Source organism: Streptomyces sp. NPDC056503, from assembly GCF_042794995.1.
In the GTDB taxonomy this organism is placed as follows: Bacteria; Actinomycetota; Actinomycetes; order Streptomycetales; family Streptomycetaceae; genus Streptomyces.
Map to the genome: position 1 here is coordinate 26,666 of NZ_JBHTST010000032.1, position 24,807 is coordinate 51,472.

Genomic DNA, 24,807 nt, shown 5'->3' on the forward strand with positions numbered 1-24,807 from the left:
CGTGTGCGGGCGGGACCGAGTACCGGGAGGCGGACGGATGGGCGGGGCGGGACGTGGGGCCACCGAGAGGGCCGGAGCGCTGCGGTGGGGCACGGCGGAGGAGGCCGGGCTGCTGGGCCGGGAGCTGGACGCGATGACCGGGGAGCTGGGCCGCTTCCTCGGCCCGTCCCCCGTGCATCCGTGGTGCGCGGGGGCCGTCCTGCTCGCCGGGCGGGGCGGGACGGTGGCGCTGCACCGGGCGGTCGGGTGGGCGGCGCGCTGGGCCGCGTACGACGAGGAGAACGACACGGCCGTCGGGCTCGCCCCGCGGGCGCGGATCCCGATGACCCCGGACACGGTCTTCGACGTGGCGTCGCTGACCAAGCTCTTCACCGCGATCCTCGCCGTGCGCCAGGTGGAGCGGGGCGCGCTGGAGCTCGGGGAGCGGGTCGCCGCGTACCTGCCGGAGTTCGGCCGGGCGGGGAAGGCGGGGATCACGGTCCGGCAGCTGCTCGGCCACACCTCGGGGCTGCGGGCGGAGCTGCCGCTGTACGACGCGCCGGACCGGGAGGGGCGGCTGCGGATGCTGTGGGAGGAGGCGCCGGTCGCGCCACCGGGGACGGCGTACCGCTACTCGGACCTCAACCTCGTCGCGCTGCACCTGCTCCTGGAACGGATCACCGGTCACGGCCTGGAGACACTGCTCCACGACGAGATCACCGCTCCACTCGGGATGCACCGCACGCGTTTCGTCCCCCCGCTCTCCTGGCGGGCGGAGACCGCCGCCACCGAGGACGCCCGCCGGCCGTGGGCGCGCCTCGACCGGGGCATGGTGTGGGGCGAGGTCCACGACGAGAACGCGTACGCCATGGGTGGCGTCGCCGGTCACGCCGGCGTCTTCTCCCGCGCCCGCGACCTCGCCGTCCTGGCCCGCACCCTCCTCGACGGCGGCGCGTACGGCTCCGCCCGCATCCTCTCCCCCGCCTCCGTGGACCTCCTCCTCACCGACGTCAACCAGGACTTCCCCGGCCACGCGCACGGCCTCGGCTTCGAACTGGACCAGCGCTGGTACATGGGCGCCCTCTCCGGTCCGCGCACCGCCGGACACACCGGCTTCACCGGCACCAGCCTCGTCCTCGACCCGGAGACCGACGCGTTCCTCGTCCTCCTCGCCAACTCGGTGCACCCCGTCCGCACCTGGCGCGCCGGCTCGGCGCCCCGGGTGGCCGCCGCCAACCGCCTCGCCCGGGCGATCCCCGTACGCCCCCCGGCCGGCACGGGCCCCACGGCCTGGTTCTCCGGCATGGACGCGCCCGCCGACGCGACCCTCACCCTCCCCGCGACGGGACCGGGCACGGCCCGCCTCACCTGCCTCCTCTGGTGGGACACCGCGCCGGCCACCGACCCCCTGGTCCTGGAGGCGGCGCCCGACGGCCTCGCGGACTGGCGCCCCGTCCCCTTCCGCACCGCCCCGCTCGACCGGCCGGCGGAGGAACGCGACCACCCGGACGGCACGGCGTCCGGCTGGTCCGGCCGCCGCTGGCACCGGCTCACCGCCGTCCTCCCGCCCTCCGCGCCGCCCCTCCTCCGTCTCCGCTTCCGTTACGCCACCGCCGCCCGCCCCGTCGGACGCGGGGTGTACGCGACCCGCATCCGGGTCCTGGACGACGAGGGCCGGACCCTCTTCGACGAGGCCGTCCCCCCGGACGCCTCCCGCGTCACCCCCGTCGGCTGGCACCGCTCGGCGGACTGAGGCGGCCCGGGCCGCCTGGACGGGCCCACGGCCCGGGCGGGCGGCCCGCGACGCCGCGACGCGCACCTCGCCGCCCTCGGGAGCGGCGAGGACCACGTTCGAGGGGGCGGCGGCGCCGCTCACGATCCGGCCGCCGGCGGCGAGGGCCGCCGCAGGTAGAGTCGACGGCTCGGTCGGGGCGGAGAGGGCGGGCGGGACGAGGATGGCGGCGCGGAGGGCACTGGGGCGGCGGTTCGGACGCCTGTGGGCCGCGTACGCGGTGAGCACGTACGGCACCTGGCTCGGCTTCGGTGCCTTTCCACTGCTCGCGGTGGTCGTGCTGGACTCGGGCCCGGCCCAGGTGGCCGCGCTGGCGGCGACGGGACGGGCGGTCGGGGCGGTGCTCGCGGTGCCGCTCGGGCCGTGGGTGGAGTTCCGGCGGAAACGGCCCGTCATGATGGCGATGGACCTGGTGCGGTTCGGGGCGCTGGCCAGCGTTCCCGTCGCGTACCTCCTCGGGTGGCTGGGCTTCGCCCAGCTGATGGTGGTCTCGGTGGTCGTCGCGACGGCGGACATCGCGTTCCGGGCGGCGAGCGGCGCCTTCCTCAAGGGACTCCTGCCGCCGGAGGACCTCCTCGTCGCCAACAGCCGCTTCGAGGCGACGAACTGGACGGCCTCGATGGCCGGGCCGCCGCTCGGCGGCGCCGCGATCGGACTCCTCGGACCGGTGACGACGATCTTCGCCGACGCCTGCAGCTACCTCCTCTCCGCCCTGGGCATCCGCTCCGTCGGCGGCACGGAACCGGAACCCGCCCGGCGCCCGGAGGGACGGCTGCGCGCCGGAGACCTGCTGGAGGGCTGGCGCCACATCCTGCGCCACCCGGTGCTGCGGCCGCTCTTCCTCAACGCGATCGCGGTCAACGGCCTGATCATGGCCTCGGAGCCGCTCCTCGCCGTCCTCCTCCTGCGCGACCTCGGCCTCTCCCCCTGGCAGTACGGGCTCGTCTTCGCGGCCCCGTGCGTCGGCGGGCTCGTCGGCGCACGCCTGGCGCCCCGGCTGGCGGCCCGGTACGGCGACGCCCGCGTGCTCCGTACCGCCGGAGTACTGCGCTCCTGCTGGTCGCTGGGGCTCGCGTTCGTACCGTCCGGCGCCGCCGGCATGGTGGTGGTGATGGTCGTGCAGCTCGGCCTGGTGGCGTCCTGCGGCGTCTTCAACCCCCTGCTCGCCACCCGTCGTCTCCGCCACACGGACCCCACCCGCCTCGCCCGCACCCTCGCCGCCTGGTCGGTCAGCGCGAGCCTCTCCATCGCCGCCATCACGGCCCTGGGCGGCCTTCTCGGCGCCGTCGCCGGCCCCCGCACCGCCCTCGCCGTCGCGGGCGCCCTCCTGCTGGCCACCCCCCTGCTGCTCCGGGGCACCGGGACCCGCGTGGCGGCGACCGTCTAGGCCGACGAGGGCGCGGAGCTCGGCGGTCAGCTCCCCCACGACGGCGCGAAGCGCCGGTCGGGGGCGGCACCGCCCTTCCGGATGCCGATGTCGTGGTCCCCGTCCCGGTCGACCACGTCACCGTGACAAGCCGTGTGACGCGTCGACTCGGTCACGGCTTCTTCCCCATGGTGAACTTGCCGTGCTGGTGGATGACGTCCCCGTTGTGGTTGTTCAACTGGTGGACGTCCGCCGTGAACTCGGCCTCCGGATGGTCGATCGCGTGGACGATCTGCCCGGCGACGACCCGCAGCTCGTCCAGGGTGGGCAGGGTCACGACCACCAGGGAACCGCCGGCCGTCTCCACGGCCAGCACCGGCCTCTTCGGTCGGAACAGTTCGGTGAGGAGGAAGACGGCCAGCCCGATCGCGGCGGCGAGGATGACCGGACTGCCGCTCTCCCCGATCCGCGCGTCTCCGACGTCCGCCTCGTCGAGCAGCACGTAGGCGAGGACCGTGATCGCCAGCCACTTCAGGAAGCGGACGAAGAACGTGCCCCGGAAGGGCTTGAGCCTCAGTGCCTCGACCCGGGTGATGTTCCGCAGCGGCAGGGCCGCCGCGCCCACCCAGAGCATCCGGCCCCTGACCCCGATCTTCAGGACCTCCTTCGGACGCGGCGGCGACGGGAACAGCGGCGGTGCCGAGCTTGCCGGCGGCGTCGGCGGAAGGATGAGCGACGGCGTCGGCGGAGGAGCCGGCGGCATCTGCGGAGGGGCCGGCGGCGTCGGCGGCGGTACGGCCTGCGGCCCTGCCGGCGGCGTGGGCGGATTGCCGGGCGGCGGCGCCCCGGGGCTCCCGGCGGTGGTCATGCGCTCCCCCTGCACTCGTCCCTCACCCCGCGCCTCGCGGGAGCCCCATTAAGCGCCGCCCCCGCCCCACACGGCAGAGGAGAACCGGCCAATCCCCGGCCGTACGGCTCTCGGAGACGCTGCCGCGCCGGCGGGCCGGTACCGGGCCCCTCACGGCTCTCCGGCGCCGAGGGCGGCGGCCGTGTGAAGGGCGGTCAGGACGGGTGCGATGAGGGGGTGTTCCTCCGCGCCCCGGCGCACGGCCGCGAAGACGCGGCGCGTGGGGGCGACACCGTCGACGGGACGGATGGCGACGTCCCTGAGGTCCATGCCGCGCAGTGCCGAACGGGGCACGAGCGCCACGCCCGCGCCGACGGCGGCGAGCGCGACGACGGCGCGGAAGTCGTCCGAGACGTGCTCGAAACGGGGGGCGAACCCGGCGTACTCGCAGGCCAGGACGGTCACGTCATGGCAGGGGTTGCCCGTGGACTGGCCGACCCAGGCGTCCTTGGCGAGGTCGCCGAGCGCGATGCGTTCGGTGCCGACGAAGGAGTGGCCGGGCGGCAGGACCACGTCGAAGGGCTCCGCGTAGAGCGGGACCCGGGTGAGCCGGTCGTCGTCCTCGCCCGGCGCTCCCCGGTACTCGACGGCCACGGCCACGTCGACCTGCCGGTCCAGCACCATCAGGAGGCTCGCGTCCCCCTCCGCGTCCCGCACCCTGACCCGGATGCCGGGTGCCGTGGTGGCGAGGTCCGCGATGGCGGGGGCGACGACGAGGCCGATGCCGGTGGCGAACGCGGCCACCGTGACGGTGCCCGCCTCGCCGGAGCCGTACGCCGCCAGCTCCGCCTCCGCCCGTTCCAGCTGCGCCAGGACGGCGTTGGCGTGGCCGAGGAGGATCTCCCCGGCAGGAGTGAGCCGCGCGCCTCGGGCACTGCGGTCGACGAGCCGGTGGCCCGTCTCCTGTTCCAGGGCGGCGAGCTGCTGGGAGACGGCGGAGGGGGTGAGGTACAGCGCGGCGGCCGCCGCAGTGACCGTACGGTGGTCGGCCACCGCGCGGAGGATGTGCAACCGCCTTGCTTCGATCATGCGCCCAGTGTCCCAGGCCGGGGGCGGCGCTTACGCCTGCGGCCTGGGATTTTGGATCCACGATCCGTGATCTTGGATCCACGATCCACGATCCGTGATCTTGGATCCGTGATCTTGGATCCGTGATCTTGGATCCGTGATCTTGGATCCTGGAATCAGGAGCCGAGCTCCGCCCGGGCCGCCACGAAGGCGTCCACCGCGCGGTTCACGTCCTCCGTGGAGTGGGCGGCCGAGAGCTGGACGCGGATGCGGGCCTGGCCCTGCGGGACGACCGGGTAGGAGAAGCCGATCACGTAGACGCCGCGCTCCAGGAGCAGCTCGGCCATCTTTCCGGCGACCGCGGCGTCGCCGATCATCACGGGGGCGATGGCGTGGTCGCCGGGGAGGATGTCGAAGCCCTCCGCCGTCATCCTGCTGCGGAAGAGCGCCGTGTTGGCGTTGAGCTTGTCGCGCAGGTCGCCGGCGGACTCCAGGAGGTCGAGGACCTTGAGGGAGGCGGCGGCGATGACCGGGGCGAGGGTGTTGGAGAAGAGGTACGGGCGGGAGCGCTGGCGCAGCAGGGCGACGATCTCGGCGCGGGCGGCGACGTAGCCGCCGGAGGCGCCGCCGAGGGCCTTGCCGAGGGTGCCGGTGATGATGTCGACGCGGTCCATGACCCCGTGCAGTTCGGGGGTGCCGCGGCCGCCGGCGCCGACGAAGCCGACGGCGTGCGAGTCGTCGACCATGACCATGGCGTCGTAGCGCTCGGCCAGGTCGCAGATGTCGGCGAGCGGGGCGACGTACCCGTCCATGGAGAAGACGCCGTCGGTGACGATCAGCTTGCGCCGGGCGCCGGCCTCGGTGGCCTCCTTGAGCTGCTGCTCCAGGTCGGCCATGTCGCGGTTGGCGTAGCGGAAGCGGCGGGCCTTGGAGAGGCGGATGCCGTCGATGATCGAGGCGTGGTTGAGGGCGTCGGAGATGACCGCGTCCTCGGCGCCGAGGAGGGTCTCGAAGACGCCGCCGTTGGCGTCGAAGCAGGAGGAGTAGAGGATCGTGTCCTCCTGGCCGAGGAAGGCCGAGAGGCGGGCCTCCAGCTCCTTGTGCACCTCCTGCGTGCCGCAGATGAAGCGGACCGACGCCATGCCGTAGCCCCAGCGGTCGAGCGCCTCGTGGGCGGCGGCGACGACGTCCGGGTGGTCGGCGAGGCCGAGGTAGTTGTTGGCGCAGAAGTTGAGGACCTCGCCGGGGCGGCCGCCGGCAGTGACCTCGACGGTCGCGGACTGGGGGGTGCCGATGACCCGCTCGGGCTTGTGCAGGCCGGCCGCGCGGATCTCTTCGAGGGTGGCGCGGACGTCGTCGCGTACGGAATCGAACATGGGTCAGGCTCCCGCAGTCCAGTCGAGGATGATCTTGCCGCTCTTGCCGGAGGCCGCGTCGTCGAAGGCGGCCTCGAAGTCGGTGTAGTGGTACCGGCCGGTGATGACCGGGGAGAGGTCGAGCCCGCCCTCCAGGAGGACGGTCATGGCGTACCACGTCTCGAACATCTCGCGGCCGTAGATGCCCTTGACGGTGATCATCGAGGTGACGATCTTCGCCCAGTCGACGGCGAAGTCCTCGCTCGGCAGGCCGAGCATGGCGATCTTTCCGCCGTTGGTCATGTTGGCGATCATGTCGCGCATGGCGTGCGGGTTGCCGGACATCTCCAGGCCGACGTCGAAGCCCTCCTTGAGCCCGAGGGTGCGCTGGCCGTCGGCGATGCTCCGCTCGGCGACGTTGAGGGCGAGGGTGACGCCGACCTTGCGGGCCAGGTCCAGGCGCTCCTCGCTGACGTCGGTGATGACGATCTTGCGGGCGCCGGCGTGCTTGGCGACGGCGGCGGCCATGATGCCGATCGGGCCGGCGCCGGTGACGAGGACGTCCTCGCCGACGAGCGGGAAGGAGAGCGCGGTGTGGACGGCGTTGCCGAAGGGGTCGAAGATCGCGGCGACGTCGAGGTCGACCGGGACGCGGTGCACCCACACGTTGGAGGCCGGCAGCGCCACGTACTCGGCGAAGGCGCCCTCGCGGCCGACGCCGAGACCGACGGTGGCGCGGCAGAGGTGGCGGCGGCCGGCGAGACAGTTGCGGCACTTGCCGCAGACGAGGTGACCCTCGCCGCTGACCAGGTCGCCGACGGCGATGTCGGAGACGTCACGCCCGACGGAGACGACCTCGCCGACGAACTCGTGACCGATGGTCATCGGGGTCGCGATGGTCTTCTGCGCCCAGCCGTCCCAGGAACGGATGTGCAGGTCGGTACCGCAGATCCCGGTCCGCTTGACCTTGATCAGTACGTCCCCCGGGCCGGTCTCCGGCTCGGGCACGTCCGTGAGCCAGAGTCCCGGCTCCGCCTTCAGCTTGACCAACGCCTTCAATGCCACGGCTCCCGACGTGCGTGTCCTGTGATGTACGGGTCAGGGCACGCGCGCGTGCCCAAGATCCTCGGAGACGAATCTTCCGTACCGGGGGCTCGCGGTCCATCGAGGTTTTCTTAAGCGCGCTCACAGCTCAGCTTCACGCCGGGACGTCGCCGCTGCTCAGGAGGGTTCCCCCGGAGTTCCGCCCGGGTTTCCGGTGGTGACGAAGGACGCCGGAAGCCAACTCGAACGGACGATTCCCAGGGTTCCCTCGACGGCGACGGCCGCCGCGTGCGCGTCGGCGGTGGCCACTCCCCGGACGTCCCAGCCCTCGGGGAGGGCGGAGGGGTCGCACTCGCCCAGGTAGTCCTGGTCGAGGGGGCGGGCCACGCCGATGCCGAGGCCCTTGAGGTAGGCCTCCTTGCGGCACCAGACGCGGGCGAACGCCTCGGGCGCGTGTCCGGCCTGGGCGATCTCGGCCCGTTCCAGCGGGTGGAGGACCGAGGTGACCTCGCGGACGGTGCCGGCCGCGGGGAAGGTCTCGACGTCGACGCCGACGGGCCGGGCGGCGATGCCGACGAGGACGACGTCGCCGCTGTGGGACAGGGAGAAGTGCGGGGCGCCGGGAGGCCCTTCGACGGCCGGGCGGCCGTGGAGGGCGCCGCATCCGGGGCAGGGCTCGCGGCGGTACGTGACCGCGGCGGGGGCGACGCCCAGGCGCGGGGCCAGGAGGCGGCGCAGGGCGATGTGCCCGACGCCGTACCGGAGCCGGTCCACCGCCCGGCGGGGTGTGGTGAGCCGGACGCGCTCCTCGTCGTCGAGTTCGGAGAGGTCCAGATCCTCCTCGGCGAGGTGGTCCACCCGGAGCTGCCACAGGTCGACGTCGACCCGGGCGGGGCCCGGGCCCGGGTCGGGGACGGGCGGGCGGGACTCGTCCGGGCGGGACTCGGCGGTGGGCTCGTCGCGGCGGTCGATGATCACATGGTCATTCAACCAGCCCCGACCCTACTCAGTTCGCTCCGGCCGCAGTTGGCCCGCCCGGCCCGTGGCCGTCGGGCGTCGGCGTGCCGCCCCGGCGTACGGCGTCGGCCTCGGTGTGCCGGCCGAGCCGGTCGAGGCAGTGGGTGAGGTCGGCGAGGGCGGACAGGGTGTCGGGGTGCAGGGGGCCGAGGGTCCGCGCACGGGCCTCGGCGAGGGACCTCAGCGGGGCGAGGGCCTCGTCCCAGCGCCCGAGCCGGCCGAGGACGACGGCGGCCTCGCGGCGGCTGCGCAGGGTGTCGGGGTGGTCGGGGCCCAGGACGCGGCGGCGGGCCGCGTGCACCGCCTGGGCGGTGTCGAGCGACTCCTGCCAGCGGCCCAGCCGGGCGAGGTGGAGGGCGAGGGCGTGCCGGACGCGCAGGGTCTCGGGGGCGTCGGCGCCCTGGGTGCGGGTGCGGACGGCGACCAGGTCCCGGCAGACGGCGAGCGCGTCGGCGGCCCGGCCGAGCCGGCCGAGGCAGGCGCTGGTCTCGTAGCGGGCGGCGAGGGTGTCCGGGTGGTCCGGGCCGAGCGAGGCGGCCCGCCCCTCGGCCACCGCGCGGTACTGGTCGAGGGCCTCCTCGGCGCGGCCGAGCCGGCCGAGGGTGTGGGCGAGTTCGTGGCGGGTGACGAGGGTGTCGGGGTGGTCGGCGCCGAGCAGCCGGGTCCGGGTGTCGGCGACCGCCAGGGCCGTGCGGTACGACTCCTCCAGGCGCCCGAGCCGGGCGAGGGTGTACGCGAGGTTGTGACGGCAGCGCAGCGTGTCGGGGTGGTCGGCGCCGGCGGTGCGCTCGCGGACGGCGAGGACCTCGGCGTAGAGCGTGTGCGCCTCCGCGTGGCGACCGAGCCGGCCGAGGGTGAAGGCGCTCTCCTGGCGGGCGGCGAGGGTGTCGGGGTGGTCGGGGCCGAGGACCCGGGCGCGGGCGTCGGCGACGCGTGCGAACGCCTCCAGGGCCTCGGCGGTGCGGCCGAGCCGGCCGAGCGCGAAGGCGACCTCGTAGGCGCTGGCGAGGGTGTCGGGGTGGTCGGGGCCGAGGACCCGGGTGCGGTCCCCGGCGACGGAGCGGTGCAGGTCCTCGGCCTCGGCCCAGCGGCCCAGCCGGCCGAGGCCGAGGCCGGCCCGGTGGCGGGCGGCCAGCACGGCGAGCAGCTCGGGAGTGGCGTCCGTCGTGGGGCGGGCGGGACCGTCGGCGCCGGCTCCGGCGGTCGTCCACTCGGTGGTGAGGACGGCGGCGGCGGGGTCGTGGCCGGTGCGGGGCGCTCCCGGTGCGGCGGGGCGGGGCCCGCCGGTGACGGTCCGGGCCCACGCGGGCGTGGAGCCGGATTCCGGTACGGGGAGGGTGAGGGCTCCGTCGGTGGGGTGCGGCGGGTCGGAGGGAAGGGGCGGCAGGAGGCGGGTGTCACCGCCGATGGTGCGGCCGCTGACGATCCGGCGGCGCAGGTCGGAGGCGTCGCGGGGGCGCTGGTCGGGCACCTTGGCGAGGAGGTCGACGACGAGCCGGTCGAAGTAGTCGGGCAGCTCGGAGCGGAGGGCGCGCGGCGGGCTCGGCACGGTGTCCCGGTGGCCGACGAGCACGGCCCAGGAGTCGTCGAGGTCGAACGGCGGTGCTCCGGTGGCGAGTTCGTACAGCACGCAGCCGAGCGAGTAGAGGTCGCTGCGGTGGTCGATGTCGCCGCCGCCGATCTGCTCCGGGGACATGTAGTGGGGGGTGCCCATGGCGATGCCGGTGCCGGTGAGGCGTGAGGTGAAGCCCATGTCGGCGCCGAGGCGCGCTATCCCGAAGTCGCAGATCTTCACCGTGCCGTCGCGCAGCCGCATGATGTTGGCGGGCTTGAGGTCGCGGTGCACGATGCCCATGCGGTGGGTGTACTCGAGGGCGTCGGCGACCTGGTCGGCGATGTCGACGACCTCGTGCACCGGCAGCGGGTTCCGGGCGTTGGCGGCGAGGAGCTGGCTGAGGTTCTGGCCTTCCAGCAGCTCCATGACGAGGAAGAGGACGCCTTCGTACTCTCCGAAGTCGTGGACGACGGTGATGCCCCGGTGCTGGAGCGCCGCCGCGACGCGCGCCTCGCGGCGGAACCGCTCGCGGACCACGGTCTGGACGCCCGCGTCCTGGTGCGGGCCGAGCGGTTTGAGGCACTTGACCGCGACCCCGCGGCCCAGCGCCTCGTCCGTGGAGCGCCACACCTCGCCCATGCCGCCGCGGCCGATGACCTCGTGCAGGCGGTAGCGCCCCTGGATCAGTCTGATGTCCCCCATCGTGTGCCGTCGCCCCCGTCGTCTTCGTGCACGCTCTCCGGCCCGTCCAGTATGGCCGCAGGCACGGACAGTGTGTACGGGTCGGGTCGGGTGTCCGGCCCGAGGCGGTCCATGGCGCGCAGGATGTGGCGGGGCGGGAGCCGCCAGCGGAGCGTCGCGGGGACGCGGCGCAGCAGGCGGGCGGTGGAGGCGAGGCGCCGGGTGACGACGGCTTCGGGCGGTACGGGCCGGTCGTAGAGGGCGTGGGCCCAGTCCGGCAGCGTGTCGTACGCCAGTGAGCTGATCCGCCGCCACACCAGCGCCCGTCCCGCGAGGAGCGCCGGCGGCACGGGCGGCTTGCGCAGGAAGTCGAGGACGGCGAACGCGTCCTCCCCGGCGGTGAGTTCGCCCCGTACGGAGTCGAAGTACGCGGCGAGGCCGGCCTCGGTGGCCGGTACGGTCGCCGGGTCGAGCCCCACAAGGCGCGCGGAGGTGCGCTGCTCGTCCACGTACCGGTCGGCCGGCTCCCCGGTGAGCGGCAGCCCGGAGCGGCGGGCGACGGAGACGTACGAGTCGATCTCGGCGCAGTGGACCCAGAGCAGCAGGGCGGGGTCGTCCACCTTGAGCAGCCGGTGGATCCGGCGTACCCGGGCGCCGGCCTCCTCGGCGGCCTCCCGCGTCCCGTAGCTGAGCGTCCCGACGAAGCTCGCCGTCCGCATCAGCCGCCCCCAGGGGTCCTCCCGGAAGCTGCTGTTGATCATGACTCCGCGCACGGCGACGGGGTGCAGGGCCTGGAGGTACAGGGCCCTCACCCCGGCGATCCACATCACCGGGTCGCCGTGCAGCTGCCAGGTCACGGAGCGGGGCCCGAAGAGCCCGGGGTCGGCGTCCTGCCTCATGGGGTTCAGGCTACGCGCGCGGATCCGACATGTTGGATGTTGGATCCAGCCGTCTCGTCGCCTCATCCGATCTCCACCGCCCTCGCCCACCCCGGCGGCCGCAGGAGAGGGTCGTCGTCCTCCTCCTCGTCCTCGCCCTCCGGCCCCGAGGCGGGCGGCCGGGGGAAGAGACCGACGACGGTGCGGCAGGGAGGGGCGGTTTCCGGCCATGGGGTCTGTCCGTCGGTGAAGACGACGAGGACGTCGGGGCGGGGGCTGAGGCGCAGGGCGCGGGCGAACCCGGCGCGGAGGTCGGTGCCGCCGCCTCCGACGAGGGGGACGTCGGCGCCGGCGCAGAGGCGTTGGGCGGTGTGGGCGGCGGCGTCGCAGGCGACGACCGTGACGAGGTCGCGGCGGCCGTCGACGGCTCGGGTGAGGGCGGCCACCTCCAGGAGGGCGCTGCCGAGTTCGGCGTCGGAGACGGAGCCCGAGGTGTCGATGACGACGCCGATGTGGGGAGGGACGCGGCGCAGGCTGGGCAGGACGACGCCGGGGAGGGAGGCGGAGCGGCGGGAGGGACGGCGGTAGGTGTAGTCGTCGCCGGCGCCGGCCGCGGAGACGGCGGCGGCGAGGGCCGCGCCGAGGAGTTCGCGCCAGGGCTGGGGCGGGTGGCAGACCTGTTCGGCCCAGCGCTGCCAGGCCTCGGGGGCGGTGCCGGGCCTGCCCTTGATGCCCTGGGCCACGCGGTACACGACGGCCGCGCGTTCCTGGGGGGTGAGACCGTCGGCGCCGTCGGGGCCGAGTTCCCACGCGCGGTCGTGCCCGTCGGCGCCGCTGCCGCAGTCGAGCCAGGCCATCGCGGAGGTGCGCGGGGTGATGCGTACCGCCCGGAGGTAGTCCTCCATGAGCAGCCCGGCCTTCAGGTCGAGCATCCCGGGGTGGACGGCGCCCGCCGGACGCGGGAGGCCGTCGCCGTAGACGTCGTCGTTGATCTCGAAGTCGCCGGCGATGTTCATCCGGAGCCGTTCGGCCGGGCCGTCGAGGCCGAGGTCCCGGGCGAGGCGGTCGCCCCGGCCGTGGTGGTCGCGGAGCAGGTGGGCGACCTCGTGGACCCAGACGCCGGCGAGGTCCCGCATCGGCGTCGCGTCGACGAAGGCCGGGGAGACGTACATCCGCCAGTGCCGGTCGACGGCCATGGTGGGGACGGCCCGGGAGGGCACGACGCGGAGGGCGAAGAGGGCGGTGGCGAGGTACGGGCGGACGCGGACGGCGTAGAGCCGGGCGGCGTACAGCTTGTCGTGGTCCAGGGCCTCCTCGGCCGAGGCCGCGGGAGTGGGAGTGAGAGTGGGAGTGGGGCCGGGGCCGGGGCCGGGGGTGGGGCCGGGGACCGTGGCGGGGATGGGGGCGGGGGTGGTCATCGGCGCCCCTGGGCCGCGACGGGGCGGACCGCGCGCCGGGAGAGGTCGACGGCTCCGGCGAGGCGTTCGATGGCGGCGGGGACGTCCCAGTCGTCGCGGCGGAGGGCGGCGAGCGTGGTGGCGGGCACGACGACGAGGTCCGGCGGGCCGGTCTCGGCGGCGCGGGCGAGGAGGGTCCAGGCGGCGTCCCAGCGGTCGCGGGCGGGGCGTTCCCGGACGGCGGTCACGACGGCTTCGAGGGCGGCCTGGCGGCGGTCGCCGCGCTCGGGGAGCGCGGCGCCGGCCGGGTCGGCGAGCAGGTCCTCGGGATCGGGGAGGTCCATCCGGTCGAGCCAGGCGAGGAGTTCGAAGCCCGGGCCGTCGCCGACGGTGCCGCGGACCAGGAGGGACAGGACGTCGCGGGAGGAGCCGGCGACGGTGGCGAAGGCGAGCAGACGCAGCGTCATGTCCCAGCTGCGGGGCGAGGGCCAGGGGCCGCCCCTGCGGGTCTCCTCCCCCGGCAGCCGGTGGACGAGGGTCGGCCGGGTGCCGAGGAGTCCGCAGACCGCCCGGCGGGCGCGGTCGACGGCCTCGGGCAGCCGCTCCGGGGCGAGGCGGGGCAGGGTGGCGCGGGGCCAGGTGCCGCCGAGGCCCCGGACGACGACCTCGTGTTCGTGCGTCCACCTGAGGTGGACGAAGCGGTTGGCGAGCGGGGCGCTCAGCTCCCAGCCGTCGGCGGCCGACGCGCGCGGGTTGGCGGCGGCCACGATGCGCACCCCGGGCGGCAGGGTGAGGGCGCCGACCCTGCGTTCCAGGACGAGGCGGAGCAGGGCGGCCTGGACGGCGGGCGGGGCGGTGGAGAGCTCGTCGAGGAAGAGCAGGCCGCGGCCTTCGCGGACGAGGCGGACGGCCCAGTCGGGCGGTGCCATCGCCACGCCGCGCACCGCCGGGTCGTCGCCGAGGACGGGCAGCCCGGAGAAGTCGGTGGGTTCGTGGACGCTGGCGATGACGGTGGTGAGCGGCAGGTCGAGTTCCTCGGCGAGCCGGGTGAGGGAGGCGGTCTTGCCGATGCCGGGCTCGCCCCACAGGAGGACGGGCAGGTCGGCGGCGACCGCCAGGGTCAGCGCCTCCAGCTGGTCGTCGGCGCGGGGTTCGGTGCGGGTGGCACCGAGGAGGGCGAGGAGGTCGGCCGCGACGTCGAGCGGGGCGGGGTCGGGGGCGGTGGAGGTGGAGGTGGAGGTGGTGCGGCCGGGGGCGGGGGCGCTGCGGGTGGGGGTGCTCATGGGTGACATCACCTGGGTGGGTGCGGGCGTGCCGGGGCACGGCGGCGGCAAGGGAGAGGAACCGTCGGTGGACGGCGGAGGGTGGAACGGACAGGCGGTGGACGGCGGAGGCTGGGACGGACAGGCGGAGGGTGGGACGGACAGGCGGTGTGCGGCGGAGGGAAGGGCGGGGCCGCCGGTCGACGGCGGAGGGAGGGGCGGAGGGCCGCCGGTCGACGGCGGAGGGAAGGGCGCAGGGCCGTCGCTCGGCGGCGGCGGCCGGACGGGCGTGCGCCGTCGGTGGGGACGGGTGGGTCGGGTCAGCGGCCGAGGGCGTGGCGGGGGTGGTCGCGGTGGGCGAGGGCCCGGCGGGTGTCCTGGGCGCCGAGCCTGGCGCCGCGGGGGCGCCGGAGCGGGCCCCGGTCCGGGTCGGGTACGGGCGCGGGCGGGGGTTCGGCGACGTGTTCGGGGCCGGTGGCGCGTAGGCCCGCGCGGTAGAGGCCGTGCAGGACCTTCCGTTCGGCGGCGCGTTCGAGGGCGTCGCGCAGGGGGCCGTCGCGCAGGGCGGCGCCGGGTCCGAGCAGGGCCTCGACGACGGCGAGCGCGCCGGCCGTGTCGCCGTGGGCGAGCCGTTCGCGGACGCCTGTCAGGCAGTCGGGCCTGCGGTGGGCCTCGTCGATCGCCCGCAGGCAGGGCAGCGGCGGGCCGGAGAGGGCGACGAGGAGTTCCTCGCGGCGGAGTTCGGCCGGGTCGTGGTCGAGCGGCACGAGGACGCCGTCGACGAGCCCGACGCGGTGCCGGCTTCCCTGGCACTCCACGAACCGCGGCCCGTCCTCCGGGGCCCCGGGGCGGATTCCGGTGCCCGTCCGCCGGCCCGGGGCCAGCGCCTCGGCGACGAGCGGGTGCAGTCGGTCGGGGGTGATCAGGCCGGCGCGGAGCAGCGCGAGGTCGGGCGGGGTCCAGGTCGCCGCGTCGGGCAGCACCGCCGGGACCTCCCGGTCGCCCGGGGTGCCGTGCCGTCCCCGCCCCGTCGGCGCGGGTTCGGTCCTGGCCCGCCCGTCCGGCTGCGGGGTGAGGAGGAGCCGGTGCCGGGCTCCGAGGCGTACGAGGACGGGGCCGGCGGTCCGGCCTTCGGCGGCGAGCAGGAGGCGGGCCTCCGCGGCCCACCGGTCCACGGCCCAGCCGGGCCCCGGCGGATCGTCGGGCGAGGCCGGGAGGGCGGGCAGCCGGTCGGCGCCCGACCGGCCGCGGAGCTCCCCGGCGCGGGTGGCGTCCCACAGATGGCGGTGGAGGTCGAGCCGGAAGCGGTGGCCGGGGTGCGGGTGGGGGTGCGCGGCGGCGGGGTCGTACGCGCTCCACCTGCGCGGGGGCGGGCCGGCGGGCGGCCCGTCCCAGAGGGCGAGGGAGATCCGCTGTCCGGCGTCGGCCCAGGCGGGCGCGGTGCGGGCGACGAGGTGGACCGGGCGCGGTGCCCGCGCGCCGGGTTCCTCGTGGCCCGGGTAGACGGCCAGGGTGACGGTGGTTCCGGGGCGGAGCAGGCCGTCGGGGGCCGTCCTGGGCAGGTGCCAGCGGAGCAGGTCGGGGGCGAGGCGGCGGAGGTCGGCGCGTACGCGTGCGGCGAGTTCGGTGCCGTGGGTCCGGGCCAGGGTCCGGGGTGTCAGGTCGAGGTCGACTCCCGCGGCGGCGCAGGCACCGGCCCAGTCGCCGGCGAGGCGGCGGGCGGTGGCGGTCTCGATCGTGGCGGGCGGCACGGCGTAGGCACGCACGCGTCGCCAGAGGGAAAGGCGGGTGTCCTCCCGCACGAGCGTGCCCATCAGGACGCTCCGTGCGCGGTGAGGACCCCCCATCGGCGTGAGGAATCGGTGATCATCGCGGTCACGCTAACGCGCCCGGCTCCGGGGGTGCCAGGGGTTTTCCGGGCCCCTCCGGCGACCACACGGATGTTTCATGCGATTTGACGGGCTTTTCCGGTGATGTCGGAATGGGAGACGTCGTCCTTCGTCCCCGCCACCGCACGACGGGAGCTGTCATGACCGCTGGACCGGAGCCCATCAGCGAGGCCGCCCGCGCGGCACTGAGCCGCGAACTGTCCGAGCTGCGCGCCGAGCGGGCGAAGGTCGCCGGCACGCTCGACGACGCCGACGAGCCGGGCGACCGGGCCGATCAGGCCGACGAGTTGCAGCGGGCCACGGAGGCGGACCGGCTGGACACGCGGATCGAGGAGATCGAGGGACGGCTGCGGGAGGCGTCGGCCGCCGGGGCGCCGTCGACCGGGACGATCGGCGTGGGCAGCACGGTGGGCGTGCGCTTCGGCGACGGCTCGGAGTCGACGCTGCACCTCGGCGAACTGGCGGACGCGGACGATCCGGCCCTGGTCACCGTCGACAGTCCGCTCGGCCGGGCGCTCCTCGGTCACGCGGCCGGTGACAGCATCGCGTACGCGACCCCCCTGGGCCGGACCACCGCCGTCGTCCTCTCGGTCGGCGCGCCGGGCGGCGGCTCCTGACCGGCTCGGCCGACCCCCGCGCCGACCCCCGCGCCGACCAGGACCTGGCGGAGGAACGCCGGGCCGACCGCAAGGGCGGCCCGGGGCACACCGTGCTCCTCGCGCTGGCGCTCGCCGTGCCCGTGGCCAAGGTCGCGTACACGGTGGGCGGCGGGGACGCGGTGCGGGACGTGTTCGTCGGCATGGAGCCGGCGAACTGGCCGGACGTCCTGCTCGGCATGGTGATCACCGATCCGCTGCTCGGCTCCGTCCTCGCGGTGGTGGTCTCGCGGACCGTCTTCGCCGTCTTCGCGGCACGCGGCGCCGTACCGGCCGGCCGGGGACGGTTCGCCCGCCTGCGCCGGGTCGGGCTCACCCTCCTGAACCCGCTGGCGGTCGGCATCGTCGACGCCTGCCTGTTCGGGCCGTGGTGGGGCCTCGGCACGGCGTTCGCGGCGTACGCGCTCCGCGAGGGCGTGGTGGTGGAGTACCGCACGGGGCGGCGGCGTACGCATCACCCGCGCGGCGGCTCACCGGGCACCTCGCACGATCCGGACTACCGGCCGCCGGCGTGGCTGGGCCGGGCGGCGGCCGCGGAGCAGGGGGCGGCCCTGCTCCTCACGGCCGTGGCGCTGCCCCTGCTGTTCTTCGCCTCCGCGCTCGACGGGCAGGCCTGGACCTCGATCGTGGCGTGCCGGGTGACCGACGGCACCCGCACCGCCGACGCCCGGCTGATCGAGCTGGGCCGCAAGGGCGACGGGGTGGTGGGCTGGAACCTGGAGGCCGAGGAGATCTCCAACGGCGTCGGCTGCACCGGCACGGAGAGCCGTTTCGTACGGGAGCCCTGGTGGCGCACATGACCCGCTACGCGCGCGTGACCGCCCCGCGTGCGGTGACCGCCCTGCGCGCATGACCGCCCCGCGCGCGTGCGCCCCGCGCGCGTGCGCCCGGCGCGCCCGGCCCAGCGGCTCAGGGGGACGGCGGCTCAGGGGGACGGCGGGACGAACTCCGGCTGGTCGAGGATCCTGAGCCAGCTTCCGTCGGGCTGGCGCCGGACGACCTGGGCCCGCGCGCCGGCACCGTCCTTCGGCGGGGTCGAGGTGAGGGCGACGTCGCCGTTCACCAGCGTCGGCAGCGGCTCCTCCCGCTCGAAGCGGGGCCGGTGGGCGAGGACCTTCTCCCACAGGACGCGGATCGCCTCCCGCCCCACCGTCAGCTCGCCGGGCGGGTACGCCAGCACGGCGTCCTCGGCGTAGAGCGCGGCGACCCCGGCGGCGTCGCCCTCGTTGGACCGCTCGACGAAGAGGCGGGTGATGTCCTCGGGGCGCATGGCCTTGGCGTACTCCTGCACGGCTTCCTCCTGGGGTGGCTCGCTGTCGTTCCCGCTGCGGTGTCTCCAGCCTCGCCGTCGGCCGATCAGAAGTCCAACAGATGGTTCTGCTGCCTACTAGAATCGACAGTCATGGAACTGAGGCAGCTGGAGTACTTCGTCGCGGTCGCCGAGGAGCGGAACTTCACCCGGGCCGCCGAGCGGGTGCACATCAGCCAGTCGGGCGTCAGCGCGCAGGTCCGGCGGCTCGAACACGAGCTGGGCGCCGAGCTGTTCGACCGCTCGGCCCGGTCCGTCGCCCTCACCGCCGCCGGGGAGGCCGCGCTCGCGCACGCCCGCGCGGCGCTCGCCTCCGCGGCGGCGGTCGGCCGGGCGGTGGACGAGGTGACGGGCCTGGTGCGGGGCCGGCTGACGGTCGGCATGGTCGTCGGCTGCACCGTCACCCCGCTGTTCGACGCCCTGGCCTCGTTCCACGCGGCCCATCCCGGGGTGGAGGTGCGGCTCCAGGAGGGCGACTCCGACCGGCTGGCCGACGGCGTCCGCGGCGGCACCGTCGACCTGGCGCTCATCGGCGCCGCCGCCTCGACCCCCGACGGCCTGGACGCGCTGACGATCATCGACGAGCGGCTCGTCGCCGCCGTCCCGCCCGGCCACCCCCTGGCGGGCCTCCGCCACGTCACCCTCGACGAGCTGACGGCCCACCCGCTCGTCTGCATGCCACCGGGCACCGGCCTGCGCGCGGTCCTCGACCAGGCGTGCGCCGCGCGGGACCTCCGCCCGTCGATCGCCCTGGAGGCGGGTGCCTCCGACGCGATCGCCGACCTCGCCGCCCGGGGCCTCGGCGTCGCGGTCCTCAGCGAGTCGATGGCCTCGGCCTACGCCGACCGCCTCACCGCGCTCCCGCTCGCCGACGTCGACATCCCGGCCCTCCTCGCCCTGGTGTGGAAGCCCGCGCACAACCCGGCCGTACGCGCCCTGCTCGACCACGCCCGCCGCGCGTTCGGGACCGCCGGCACGCCCTGACGGAACCCGCGCGACCGGTGGCCCGGGCGTCGTCCCCGAAGGGGTCGCGAAGGGCCGGAACGGGGCCGCGCGCGGGCGACGGGCCGCTGTCGGACCGGAGGGGCCGACGGTTCGGCGCGAGGCCCGCGCGGAGGCGTACAGCCATCTGCCACACCCCATCCGACCTGGCGTTTTCCGCCAACTCCCGTAGCGTGGAGAGCTGTTGTCCGGCTGCTACGGCAAGGGGTTGCGCCATGGGCGAGCAGGTACGGTACGAGGCCGCGCGCATCGAGGTGATCGAGGGGCTGGGGGCCGTGCGGAGACGGCCCGGGCTGTACGTCGGGTCGACGGGCCCGCGCGGGTTGCACCACATGGTCCTCGGGGTCTTCGAGCACGCCGTGAACGAGACGGCGGCCGGGGACCGGCGCGTCGTCGAGGTCACGCTCACCGCGGACGGCGGCGTGCGGATCGCGGACGACGGGCCGGGGGTCCCCTTCGGCGCACCGGCGGACGACGGGGGCCCCGGCCTGGAGGAACGGCTCTGCCACTTCCACGCCGGGCGGAGCGCCGTCGGCCGGGACCGGATCGACCTGGGGTCCGGCGGCATCCGGCTCACCGCCGCCAACGCGCTGTCGACCCGCATGACCGCCGAGTCGCACCGGGGCGGCGGCCGCCGGGTCCAGGAGTTCGCGCGCGGCACCGCCCTCGCGCCGCCGGCCGTCGCCGGGCCCACCGACCGCACGGGCACCACGCTCACCTTCCACCCCGATCCCGGGATCTTCGAGACGGTCGACTGCTCCTTCGGGTTCCTCGGCGAGCGGTTCAGGGAACTGGCCTACCTCTGCCCGGGCCTGGACGTCACGCTGACCGACGAGCGGCCCGCCGGGGGCCCCGCCGTGCAGCGGTACCGCTTCCCGGACGGCGTGCGCGACTTCGTCGTCTCCCTCGCCTCCGCACACCACCCGGCGCCACCCACGGACGTCCTCGCCTTCGGGGCGGAGGACCCGCGCATGGCGGGCGTCCTGGACGTCGCGCTCGTGTGGGGCGCGGAGGGGCGGGGGCAGGTGCTGGGGTACGCCAACGGGCGGGCCACGCCCCACGGCGGAACGCATCTGGAGGGCTTCCGCCGGGGGCTGGCGAACGCGCTGGCCTCGTACACGCGCGCGTGCGGGCCGGATTCCGGAGCGGACGAGGCGGCGGGGGCCGGTGTCACGGCGGTGGTGTCGGTGCGGCTGGACGAACCCGAGTTCGTGGGCTGCGCCTTGACGGAGCTGGGCGGTGACGCCGTCCGTCCCTGGGTCGAGGAAGCCGTGCGGGAGCGGGTGCTCGGGTGGCTGGAGGAGGACGCGGAGCGCGCCGCGCGGGTGGTCGGCGCCGCGCTGAACGACGCCGGGCCGGACGGCGCCGAGCCGGACGATGCCGGACCGGACGGCGCCTAGCGCCAGGTCGGGCGGATGCCCAGGTGGCGGAGGGCCGAGGCCGCCGCGCCCGCGCCGGACATGCCGTGGGCGCCGGGGCCGGGCGGGGTGGCGGCCGAACAGAGGTAGACGCCGGGGAGGCCGGTGGCGTACGGGTCGAGGGCGGGGCGGGCGCCCAGGACCAGTTGGGGGACGGTCTTGGCGCCGGTGAGGATGTCGCCGCCGGCGAAGTTGGGGTTGGCGGTGGCGAAGTCGGCGGGGCGGGTGACCCGCATGCCGACCACGCGGTCGCGGACGCCGGGGGCGAACTGCTCCAGGCGGGCCAGGATCGCCTCGGTCGCGTCGCCTTCGTAGCCGTGCGGCACGTGCGCGTACGTCCACACCGGGTGGACGTCGCCGGCGGACCGGGTGGGGTCGGCGAGGTACTGCTGGCCGACGAGGACGAAGGGGCGCTCCGGCATCCGGCCCTCCGTCACGTCCCGTTCGGCGCGGACGACCTCGGCGAGCGGGCCGCCGAGGTGGACCGTGCCGGCACGGCGGGCGACCTCGGCGCGCCACGGCACTCCGCCCTCCACCGCGAAGTCGACCTTGAAGGCGCCGGGGCCGCGCCGGAAGCGGCGGTACGCGGCGGCCGTACGCGACGGCAGCACGTCGCCGTACACGCCCGCGACCTGCGCCGGGTCGAGGTCGAGGAGCGTGAGGTCCGCGGGCGGCAGCTGCTTGCGGTCGGTGATCCTGACGCCCGTCTCGATCCGGCCGCCGTGGGCGCGGAGCGCGGCCGCGAGGGCGTCGGTGACGGAGCGGGAGCCGCCCTCCGCGACGGCCCAGCCCGCCGCGTGCCCGGCGGTCAGGATGCCGAGCCCGATGGCGGAGCTGAAGGGCTCGGTGAGCGGGCGGTAGGCGTGGGCCGCGACGCCCGCCCACAGCGCGCGGGCGCCCGGGGTGCGGAAGAGGCGGGCGAGGGCGGCGGCGGGCAGGACGGTCGGCAGGCCGAAGCGGGCCAGCAGCAGCGGGTGGCGGGGCACCCGGAGGAGGGGGCCCATGACGTCCCCGGAGAGCTCCTCCCAGCGGCGTACGGAAGGGGCGAGCAGGGCCCGGTAGCGGGCCGCGTCGGCACCCAGTCCGGCGGCGGTCTCGGTGACCGAGCGGTGGAGGGCGGGGGCGGTGCCGTCGTCGAGGGGGTGGGCGCAGTCGACCTCGGGCAGCCGCCAGTTCAGCCCGTACCGGTCGAGGCGGAGGTGACGGAGGGCGGGCGAGGCGACGGCGAGGGGGTGGACGGCCGAGCAGTGGTCGTGGAGCAGTCCGGGCAGGATCGCCTCGTCGGTGCGGGTGCCGCCGCCGATCGTCTCCGCGGCCTCCAGGACGGTGACCTCGACGCCCGCTTCGGCGAGCAGGGCGCCGGCCGCGAGGCCGTTGGGGCCTGCGCCGACGACGACGGCCTTCGGGGTGGAACCGGCGGGGCGGGCGGGGCGCGGGCGCGTGCTGCTCATGGGGCGAGTCTGCCGGGACGGGTGCGGCGCGCGCACACCGGGTCAGCCGGTGACGATCCCGGCCACCAGGTTGATGGCGGTGGCGAGGATGCTGGCGCCGAAGACGTACGAGAGGAGGCAGTGGCGGAGGACGACCGCCCGGATCCCGGCGTCCGAGACGTTGGTGTCCGAGACCTGGTACGTCATGCCGAGGTTGTAGGAGAAGTAGAGGAAGTCGGTGTAGCGGGGGCGGTCGTCGGAGTTGAAGTCGATGCCGCCCTCGGGCGTCGCGTAGTAGAGGTACGCGTACCGGGTCGCGTACATGAGGTGGAGCGCCGCCCAGGCCATGAAGACGCCCCAGAGGGCGACTCCGGCGGCGGCGCGGCCGTAGCCGGAGTCGACGAGGAGCAGGGCGACGATGGCGACCAGCCCGCAGAGGGTCGCCGTGACCACCGCCGACTCCTCGACGACCGGCCGGAACTCCTCGCGCCGCAGGTTGTGGCGGGTGGTGGTGGCGTCCATCGGCCAGAGCACGATCCAGCCGGTGACGACGAAGACGGTCTCGGCGACGGCGATCCCGGCGAGGATGCCGAGCGCCGTGTCGGCGAGGAGGCCGGTGACGGCCCCGGCGGCGGCGCCGGTGGTTCCGGCACCGGCCAGCCGGGGGACCGCGTACCGCCACGACCAGGCGTGCGGGCCGGTCACACGCCGCCGAGGACGACCACGGCCTCGTCCGTGTACGTGAGGCAGGTCAGGGTCTCGTGGAGGTACAGCTCCACGGTGTGGGTGTCGTGCCGGGTGTAGCCGATGGAGACGTCCTGGCCGAGGCGGAGCTCGAAGTCGCCGCCGCGCGTGGAGAGCACGAGGCCGCCGGTGAGGGCGGGGGCCCAGATCGGCGGGCCGTCGAGCATCCGGCCGAGGTGGGCGGCGATCGGATAGCCGTGGTCGGAGGTCTCGCTGACGGCCCGGTACTCGTCGGCGCCGAGGAGCAGCGCGTACGGGCCGTCCACGCCGGCGAGCCGCAGGGCGGTCAGGGCGCGGCTGACGGCGTCGGGGTAGTCGCGGGGCTCGGCGGGGAGCGCGACGACCGGGTTGGAGGAGGAGGCGCGCAGGCCGCGGACGCCGGCGGCCTCGTAGCCGTCGAAGACGGCGTGGTCCTCGGCGAGGGCGAGGGTGCGGGCCGCGTCCTTGACGGGCTGCCAGTCGGAGTCCCTGGCGCCGCGTTCGACGTCGTCGACGGCGGAGCGGTCGACGGTGAAGGGGACGCGGAGCTCGACCAGCGGGCGGGCCTCGCGGAGCCGGGCGCGGACGCCGTCGGCGGGCGCGGCGAGCTCGGTGAGGTGGCCGGTGCCGACGGCGGCGAGGGTGGCGCCGCCGGGGTCGGGCACGTCCACGACGCGGCGGCCCGCGACGGTGCGGCGGAAGGTGCGGCGGGCCTCCTCCTCGATCTCGGCCCAGGCGGCGGGGGTGATGGGGGCGAGTTCGCGGTGCAGGTTGCCGGTGGGGGCGGGCGGGCCGGGAGGGCTGGTCATGACGCCGGTACTCCTTTCAGGCTCCCGATGCCCAGGTCCGGGGAGGCACCGGGGCTGACGGCTTCGGCGGGCACGGGCTGCGGAGCCGACCCGGGGGCGGGCTCCGGGACGGGTTCCGGGACGGGTTCCGGGACGGGTTCCGGGGTGTTCTCCGGCGCGGGCTCCGCGATGGCCTCCGCCGCCACGCCCGGGGCGGGGAGGTCGTCGAGCAGGTCGGCGCTCGGGGCGAAGAAGAGGCCGCCGGTGACGGCGGTGGAGAAGTCGAGGATGCGGTCGGTGTTGCCCGGCGGGTCGCCGAGGAACATGTTGCGGAGCATCCGTTCGGTGACGGCGGGGGTGCGGGCGTATCCGATGAAGTAGGTGCCGAACTCGCCGGTGCCGAGCCGTCCGAACGGCATGTTCTGGCGGACGATCCGCCTCTCCTCGCCGTCCTCGTCCTCGACGGTGTTGAGGGCGACGTGCGCGTCGGACGGCTTGACGTCGTCGGCGAGTTCGACGTTGTCGGCCTTGGTGCGGCCGATGACCCGCTCCTGTTCCTCGGTGGAGAGCGCGTTCCAGGCGGTGAGGTCGTGGAGGTACTTCTGGACGACGACGTAGCTGCCGCCGCGGAAGCCGGGGTCCTCGTCGGCGACGAGGACGGCGTCGGCGGCGGGCGGGCCGGTGGGGTTCTCGCTGCCGTCGACGAAGCCGAGGAGGTCCCGCTCGTCGAAGTAGGTGAAGCCGTGGACCTCGTCGACGACGGCGACGGCGTCCCCGAAGCGGTCCAGCACGATCCGGGCCAGCTCGAAGCAGAGGTCGGAGCGGCGGGCCCGCAGATGGAGCAGCAGGTCGCCGGGGGTGGCCGGGGCGCGGTGCCGGGGGCCCTGGAGGGGGGTGAAGGGGTGCAGCTCGCGGGGGCGGGGGCCGCCGACGAGCCGGTCCCAGGCGTCGGAGGCGAGCCCCGCGACACAGGCGAGGGCGTCGTCGCGGGAGCGGAAGGCGACGGAGCGGCTGAGCCCGGACAGGTCCCCGAGCCCTTCGCGTACGTCGGCCTCCCGGCCGGGCGCGACGGTGAGGGTGAGGAAGAGGGCGGCCTTGGTGGGCGGGCCGAGGACGGGCTGGGGGACGGCCATGCGACTCCCGTCGGGCGGCAGGGATACGCGTCACGAGAACAGGGACACGCGTCACGAGACAGGGACAAATCGGCGCCAGCGTATCCAGGGCCGGGCCCGCGCGCAGCCCGTCGCCCGGCCCGCGCGCCGCCGCACCCCCACGTCCCCACGTCCCCGTGCCGCCGCACCTCACATCCCCGTGCCGCCGTGCCCCGTGCCGCCGCGCCCCCGAATGGCGA

General features: G+C 75.7%; 21 protein-coding genes. 6 read left to right on the top strand and 15 right to left on the bottom strand.

Going from position 1 to position 24,807, the window contains the following annotated elements; all coding sequences use genetic code 11:
* Positions 1-37 precede the first annotated feature (37 nt).
* Positions 38-1,732, top strand: coding sequence for a serine hydrolase (locus ACFQ8C_RS12695; RefSeq protein ID WP_383455568.1), 1,695 nt, complete (start codon positions 38-40; stop codon positions 1,730-1,732).
* A gap of 202 nt (positions 1,733-1,934) precedes the next feature.
* A complete protein-coding gene (locus ACFQ8C_RS12700; RefSeq protein ID WP_383455570.1) occupies positions 1,935-3,158 on the top strand; it encodes an MFS transporter in 1,224 nt (407 codons plus the stop codon).
* Positions 3,159-3,309: 151 nt separating this feature from the next.
* Here the strand turns inward: ACFQ8C_RS12700 and ACFQ8C_RS12705 are convergent, their stop codons facing one another.
* From ACFQ8C_RS12705 to ACFQ8C_RS12750, 10 genes are all read right to left on the bottom strand, one after another.
* Entirely contained in the window at positions 3,310-3,771 is a 462-nt protein-coding gene (locus ACFQ8C_RS12705; RefSeq protein ID WP_383455573.1) for a DUF6232 family protein, read from the bottom strand.
* Between the two features lie 384 nt (positions 3,772-4,155).
* The gene (locus ACFQ8C_RS12710; RefSeq protein ID WP_383455577.1) at positions 4,156-5,073 is read right to left on the bottom strand and encodes a LysR family transcriptional regulator; all 918 of its coding nucleotides are present in this window, start codon (positions 5,071-5,073) and stop codon (positions 4,156-4,158) included.
* Positions 5,074-5,228: 155 nt separating this feature from the next.
* Positions 5,229-6,428 carry a glycine C-acetyltransferase gene (locus tag ACFQ8C_RS12715; RefSeq protein WP_383455578.1) on the bottom strand — a complete coding sequence of 400 codons (1,200 nt, stop codon included), beginning with the start codon at positions 6,426-6,428 and terminating at the stop codon, positions 5,229-5,231.
* Between the two features lie 3 nt (positions 6,429-6,431).
* Positions 6,432-7,466, bottom strand: coding sequence for an L-threonine 3-dehydrogenase (gene tdh, locus ACFQ8C_RS12720; RefSeq protein WP_383455581.1), 1,035 nt, complete (start codon positions 7,464-7,466; stop codon positions 6,432-6,434).
* Between the two features lie 162 nt (positions 7,467-7,628).
* Positions 7,629-8,429, bottom strand: coding sequence for a 4'-phosphopantetheinyl transferase family protein (locus ACFQ8C_RS12725; RefSeq protein WP_383455583.1), 801 nt, complete (start codon positions 8,427-8,429; stop codon positions 7,629-7,631).
* Between the two features lie 28 nt (positions 8,430-8,457).
* Entirely contained in the window at positions 8,458-10,725 is a 2,268-nt protein-coding gene (locus tag ACFQ8C_RS12730) for a tetratricopeptide repeat protein (RefSeq protein ID WP_383455585.1), read from the bottom strand.
* Positions 10,707-11,603: an oxygenase MpaB family protein gene (locus ACFQ8C_RS12735; RefSeq protein ID WP_383455587.1), complete on the bottom strand. Its 897-nt coding sequence runs from the start codon at positions 11,601-11,603 to the stop codon at positions 10,707-10,709. The genes ACFQ8C_RS12730 and ACFQ8C_RS12735 overlap by 19 nt, the downstream gene beginning before the upstream one ends.
* Before the next feature lie 62 nt (positions 11,604-11,665).
* On the bottom strand, positions 11,666-13,000 hold the full coding sequence (locus ACFQ8C_RS12740) for a VWA-like domain-containing protein (RefSeq protein WP_383455590.1): 1,335 nt from the start codon (positions 12,998-13,000) through the stop codon (positions 11,666-11,668).
* Positions 12,997-14,262, bottom strand: a complete 1,266-nt coding sequence (locus ACFQ8C_RS12745; RefSeq protein WP_383455591.1) for an AAA family ATPase — start codon at positions 14,260-14,262, stop codon at positions 12,997-12,999. The genes ACFQ8C_RS12740 and ACFQ8C_RS12745 overlap by 4 nt, the downstream gene beginning before the upstream one ends.
* Before the next feature lie 299 nt (positions 14,263-14,561).
* On the bottom strand, positions 14,562-16,055 hold the full coding sequence (locus ACFQ8C_RS12750; protein ID WP_383455593.1) for a hypothetical protein: 1,494 nt from the start codon (positions 16,053-16,055) through the stop codon (positions 14,562-14,564).
* Positions 16,056-16,270: 215 nt separating this feature from the next.
* Here ACFQ8C_RS12750 and ACFQ8C_RS12755 point away from each other — a divergent pair, with 215 nt between their 5' ends.
* Positions 16,271-16,747 carry a GreA/GreB family elongation factor gene (locus ACFQ8C_RS12755; RefSeq protein ID WP_383455595.1) on the top strand — a complete coding sequence of 159 codons (477 nt, stop codon included), beginning with the start codon at positions 16,271-16,273 and terminating at the stop codon, positions 16,745-16,747.
* A gap of 44 nt (positions 16,748-16,791) precedes the next feature.
* Positions 16,792-17,586, top strand: coding sequence for a hypothetical protein (locus ACFQ8C_RS12760; protein ID WP_383455637.1), 795 nt, complete (start codon positions 16,792-16,794; stop codon positions 17,584-17,586).
* A 125-nt stretch (positions 17,587-17,711) separates the two neighbouring features.
* Here the strand turns inward: ACFQ8C_RS12760 and ACFQ8C_RS12765 are convergent, their stop codons facing one another.
* Positions 17,712-18,077 carry a YybH family protein gene (locus ACFQ8C_RS12765; RefSeq protein ID WP_383455597.1) on the bottom strand — a complete coding sequence of 122 codons (366 nt, stop codon included), beginning with the start codon at positions 18,075-18,077 and terminating at the stop codon, positions 17,712-17,714.
* 111 nt (positions 18,078-18,188) lie between these two features.
* On the opposite strand from ACFQ8C_RS12765, the gene ACFQ8C_RS12770 reads away from it, so the two are divergent.
* Positions 18,189-19,079, top strand: a complete 891-nt coding sequence (locus tag ACFQ8C_RS12770; RefSeq protein ID WP_383455599.1) for a LysR family transcriptional regulator — start codon at positions 18,189-18,191, stop codon at positions 19,077-19,079.
* Between the two features lie 233 nt (positions 19,080-19,312).
* Entirely contained in the window at positions 19,313-20,497 is a 1,185-nt protein-coding gene (locus ACFQ8C_RS12775) for a DNA gyrase subunit B (protein ID WP_383455601.1), read from the top strand.
* On the opposite strand, the gene ACFQ8C_RS12780 is transcribed toward ACFQ8C_RS12775, so the two are convergent.
* Genes ACFQ8C_RS12780 through ACFQ8C_RS12795 form a run of 4 tightly spaced genes read right to left on the bottom strand, consistent with a single transcriptional unit; the run spans position 20,494 to position 24,589 of the window.
* Positions 20,494-21,966, bottom strand: a complete 1,473-nt coding sequence (locus ACFQ8C_RS12780; RefSeq protein WP_383455604.1) for a phytoene desaturase family protein — start codon at positions 21,964-21,966, stop codon at positions 20,494-20,496. The genes ACFQ8C_RS12775 and ACFQ8C_RS12780 overlap by 4 nt on opposite strands.
* 42 nt (positions 21,967-22,008) lie before the next feature.
* Entirely contained in the window at positions 22,009-22,650 is a 642-nt protein-coding gene (locus ACFQ8C_RS12785; protein ID WP_383455606.1) for a DUF1345 domain-containing protein, read from the bottom strand.
* Complete coding sequence (locus tag ACFQ8C_RS12790; protein ID WP_383455609.1) at positions 22,647-23,477, bottom strand: family 1 encapsulin nanocompartment shell protein; 831 nt, start codon at positions 23,475-23,477, stop codon at positions 22,647-22,649. Before ACFQ8C_RS12790 ends, ACFQ8C_RS12785 begins: the two co-directional genes overlap by 4 nt.
* Positions 23,474-24,589, bottom strand: a complete 1,116-nt coding sequence (locus tag ACFQ8C_RS12795; protein WP_383455612.1) for a Dyp-type peroxidase — start codon at positions 24,587-24,589, stop codon at positions 23,474-23,476. The genes ACFQ8C_RS12790 and ACFQ8C_RS12795 overlap by 4 nt, the downstream gene beginning before the upstream one ends.
* Positions 24,590-24,807 lie beyond the last annotated feature (218 nt).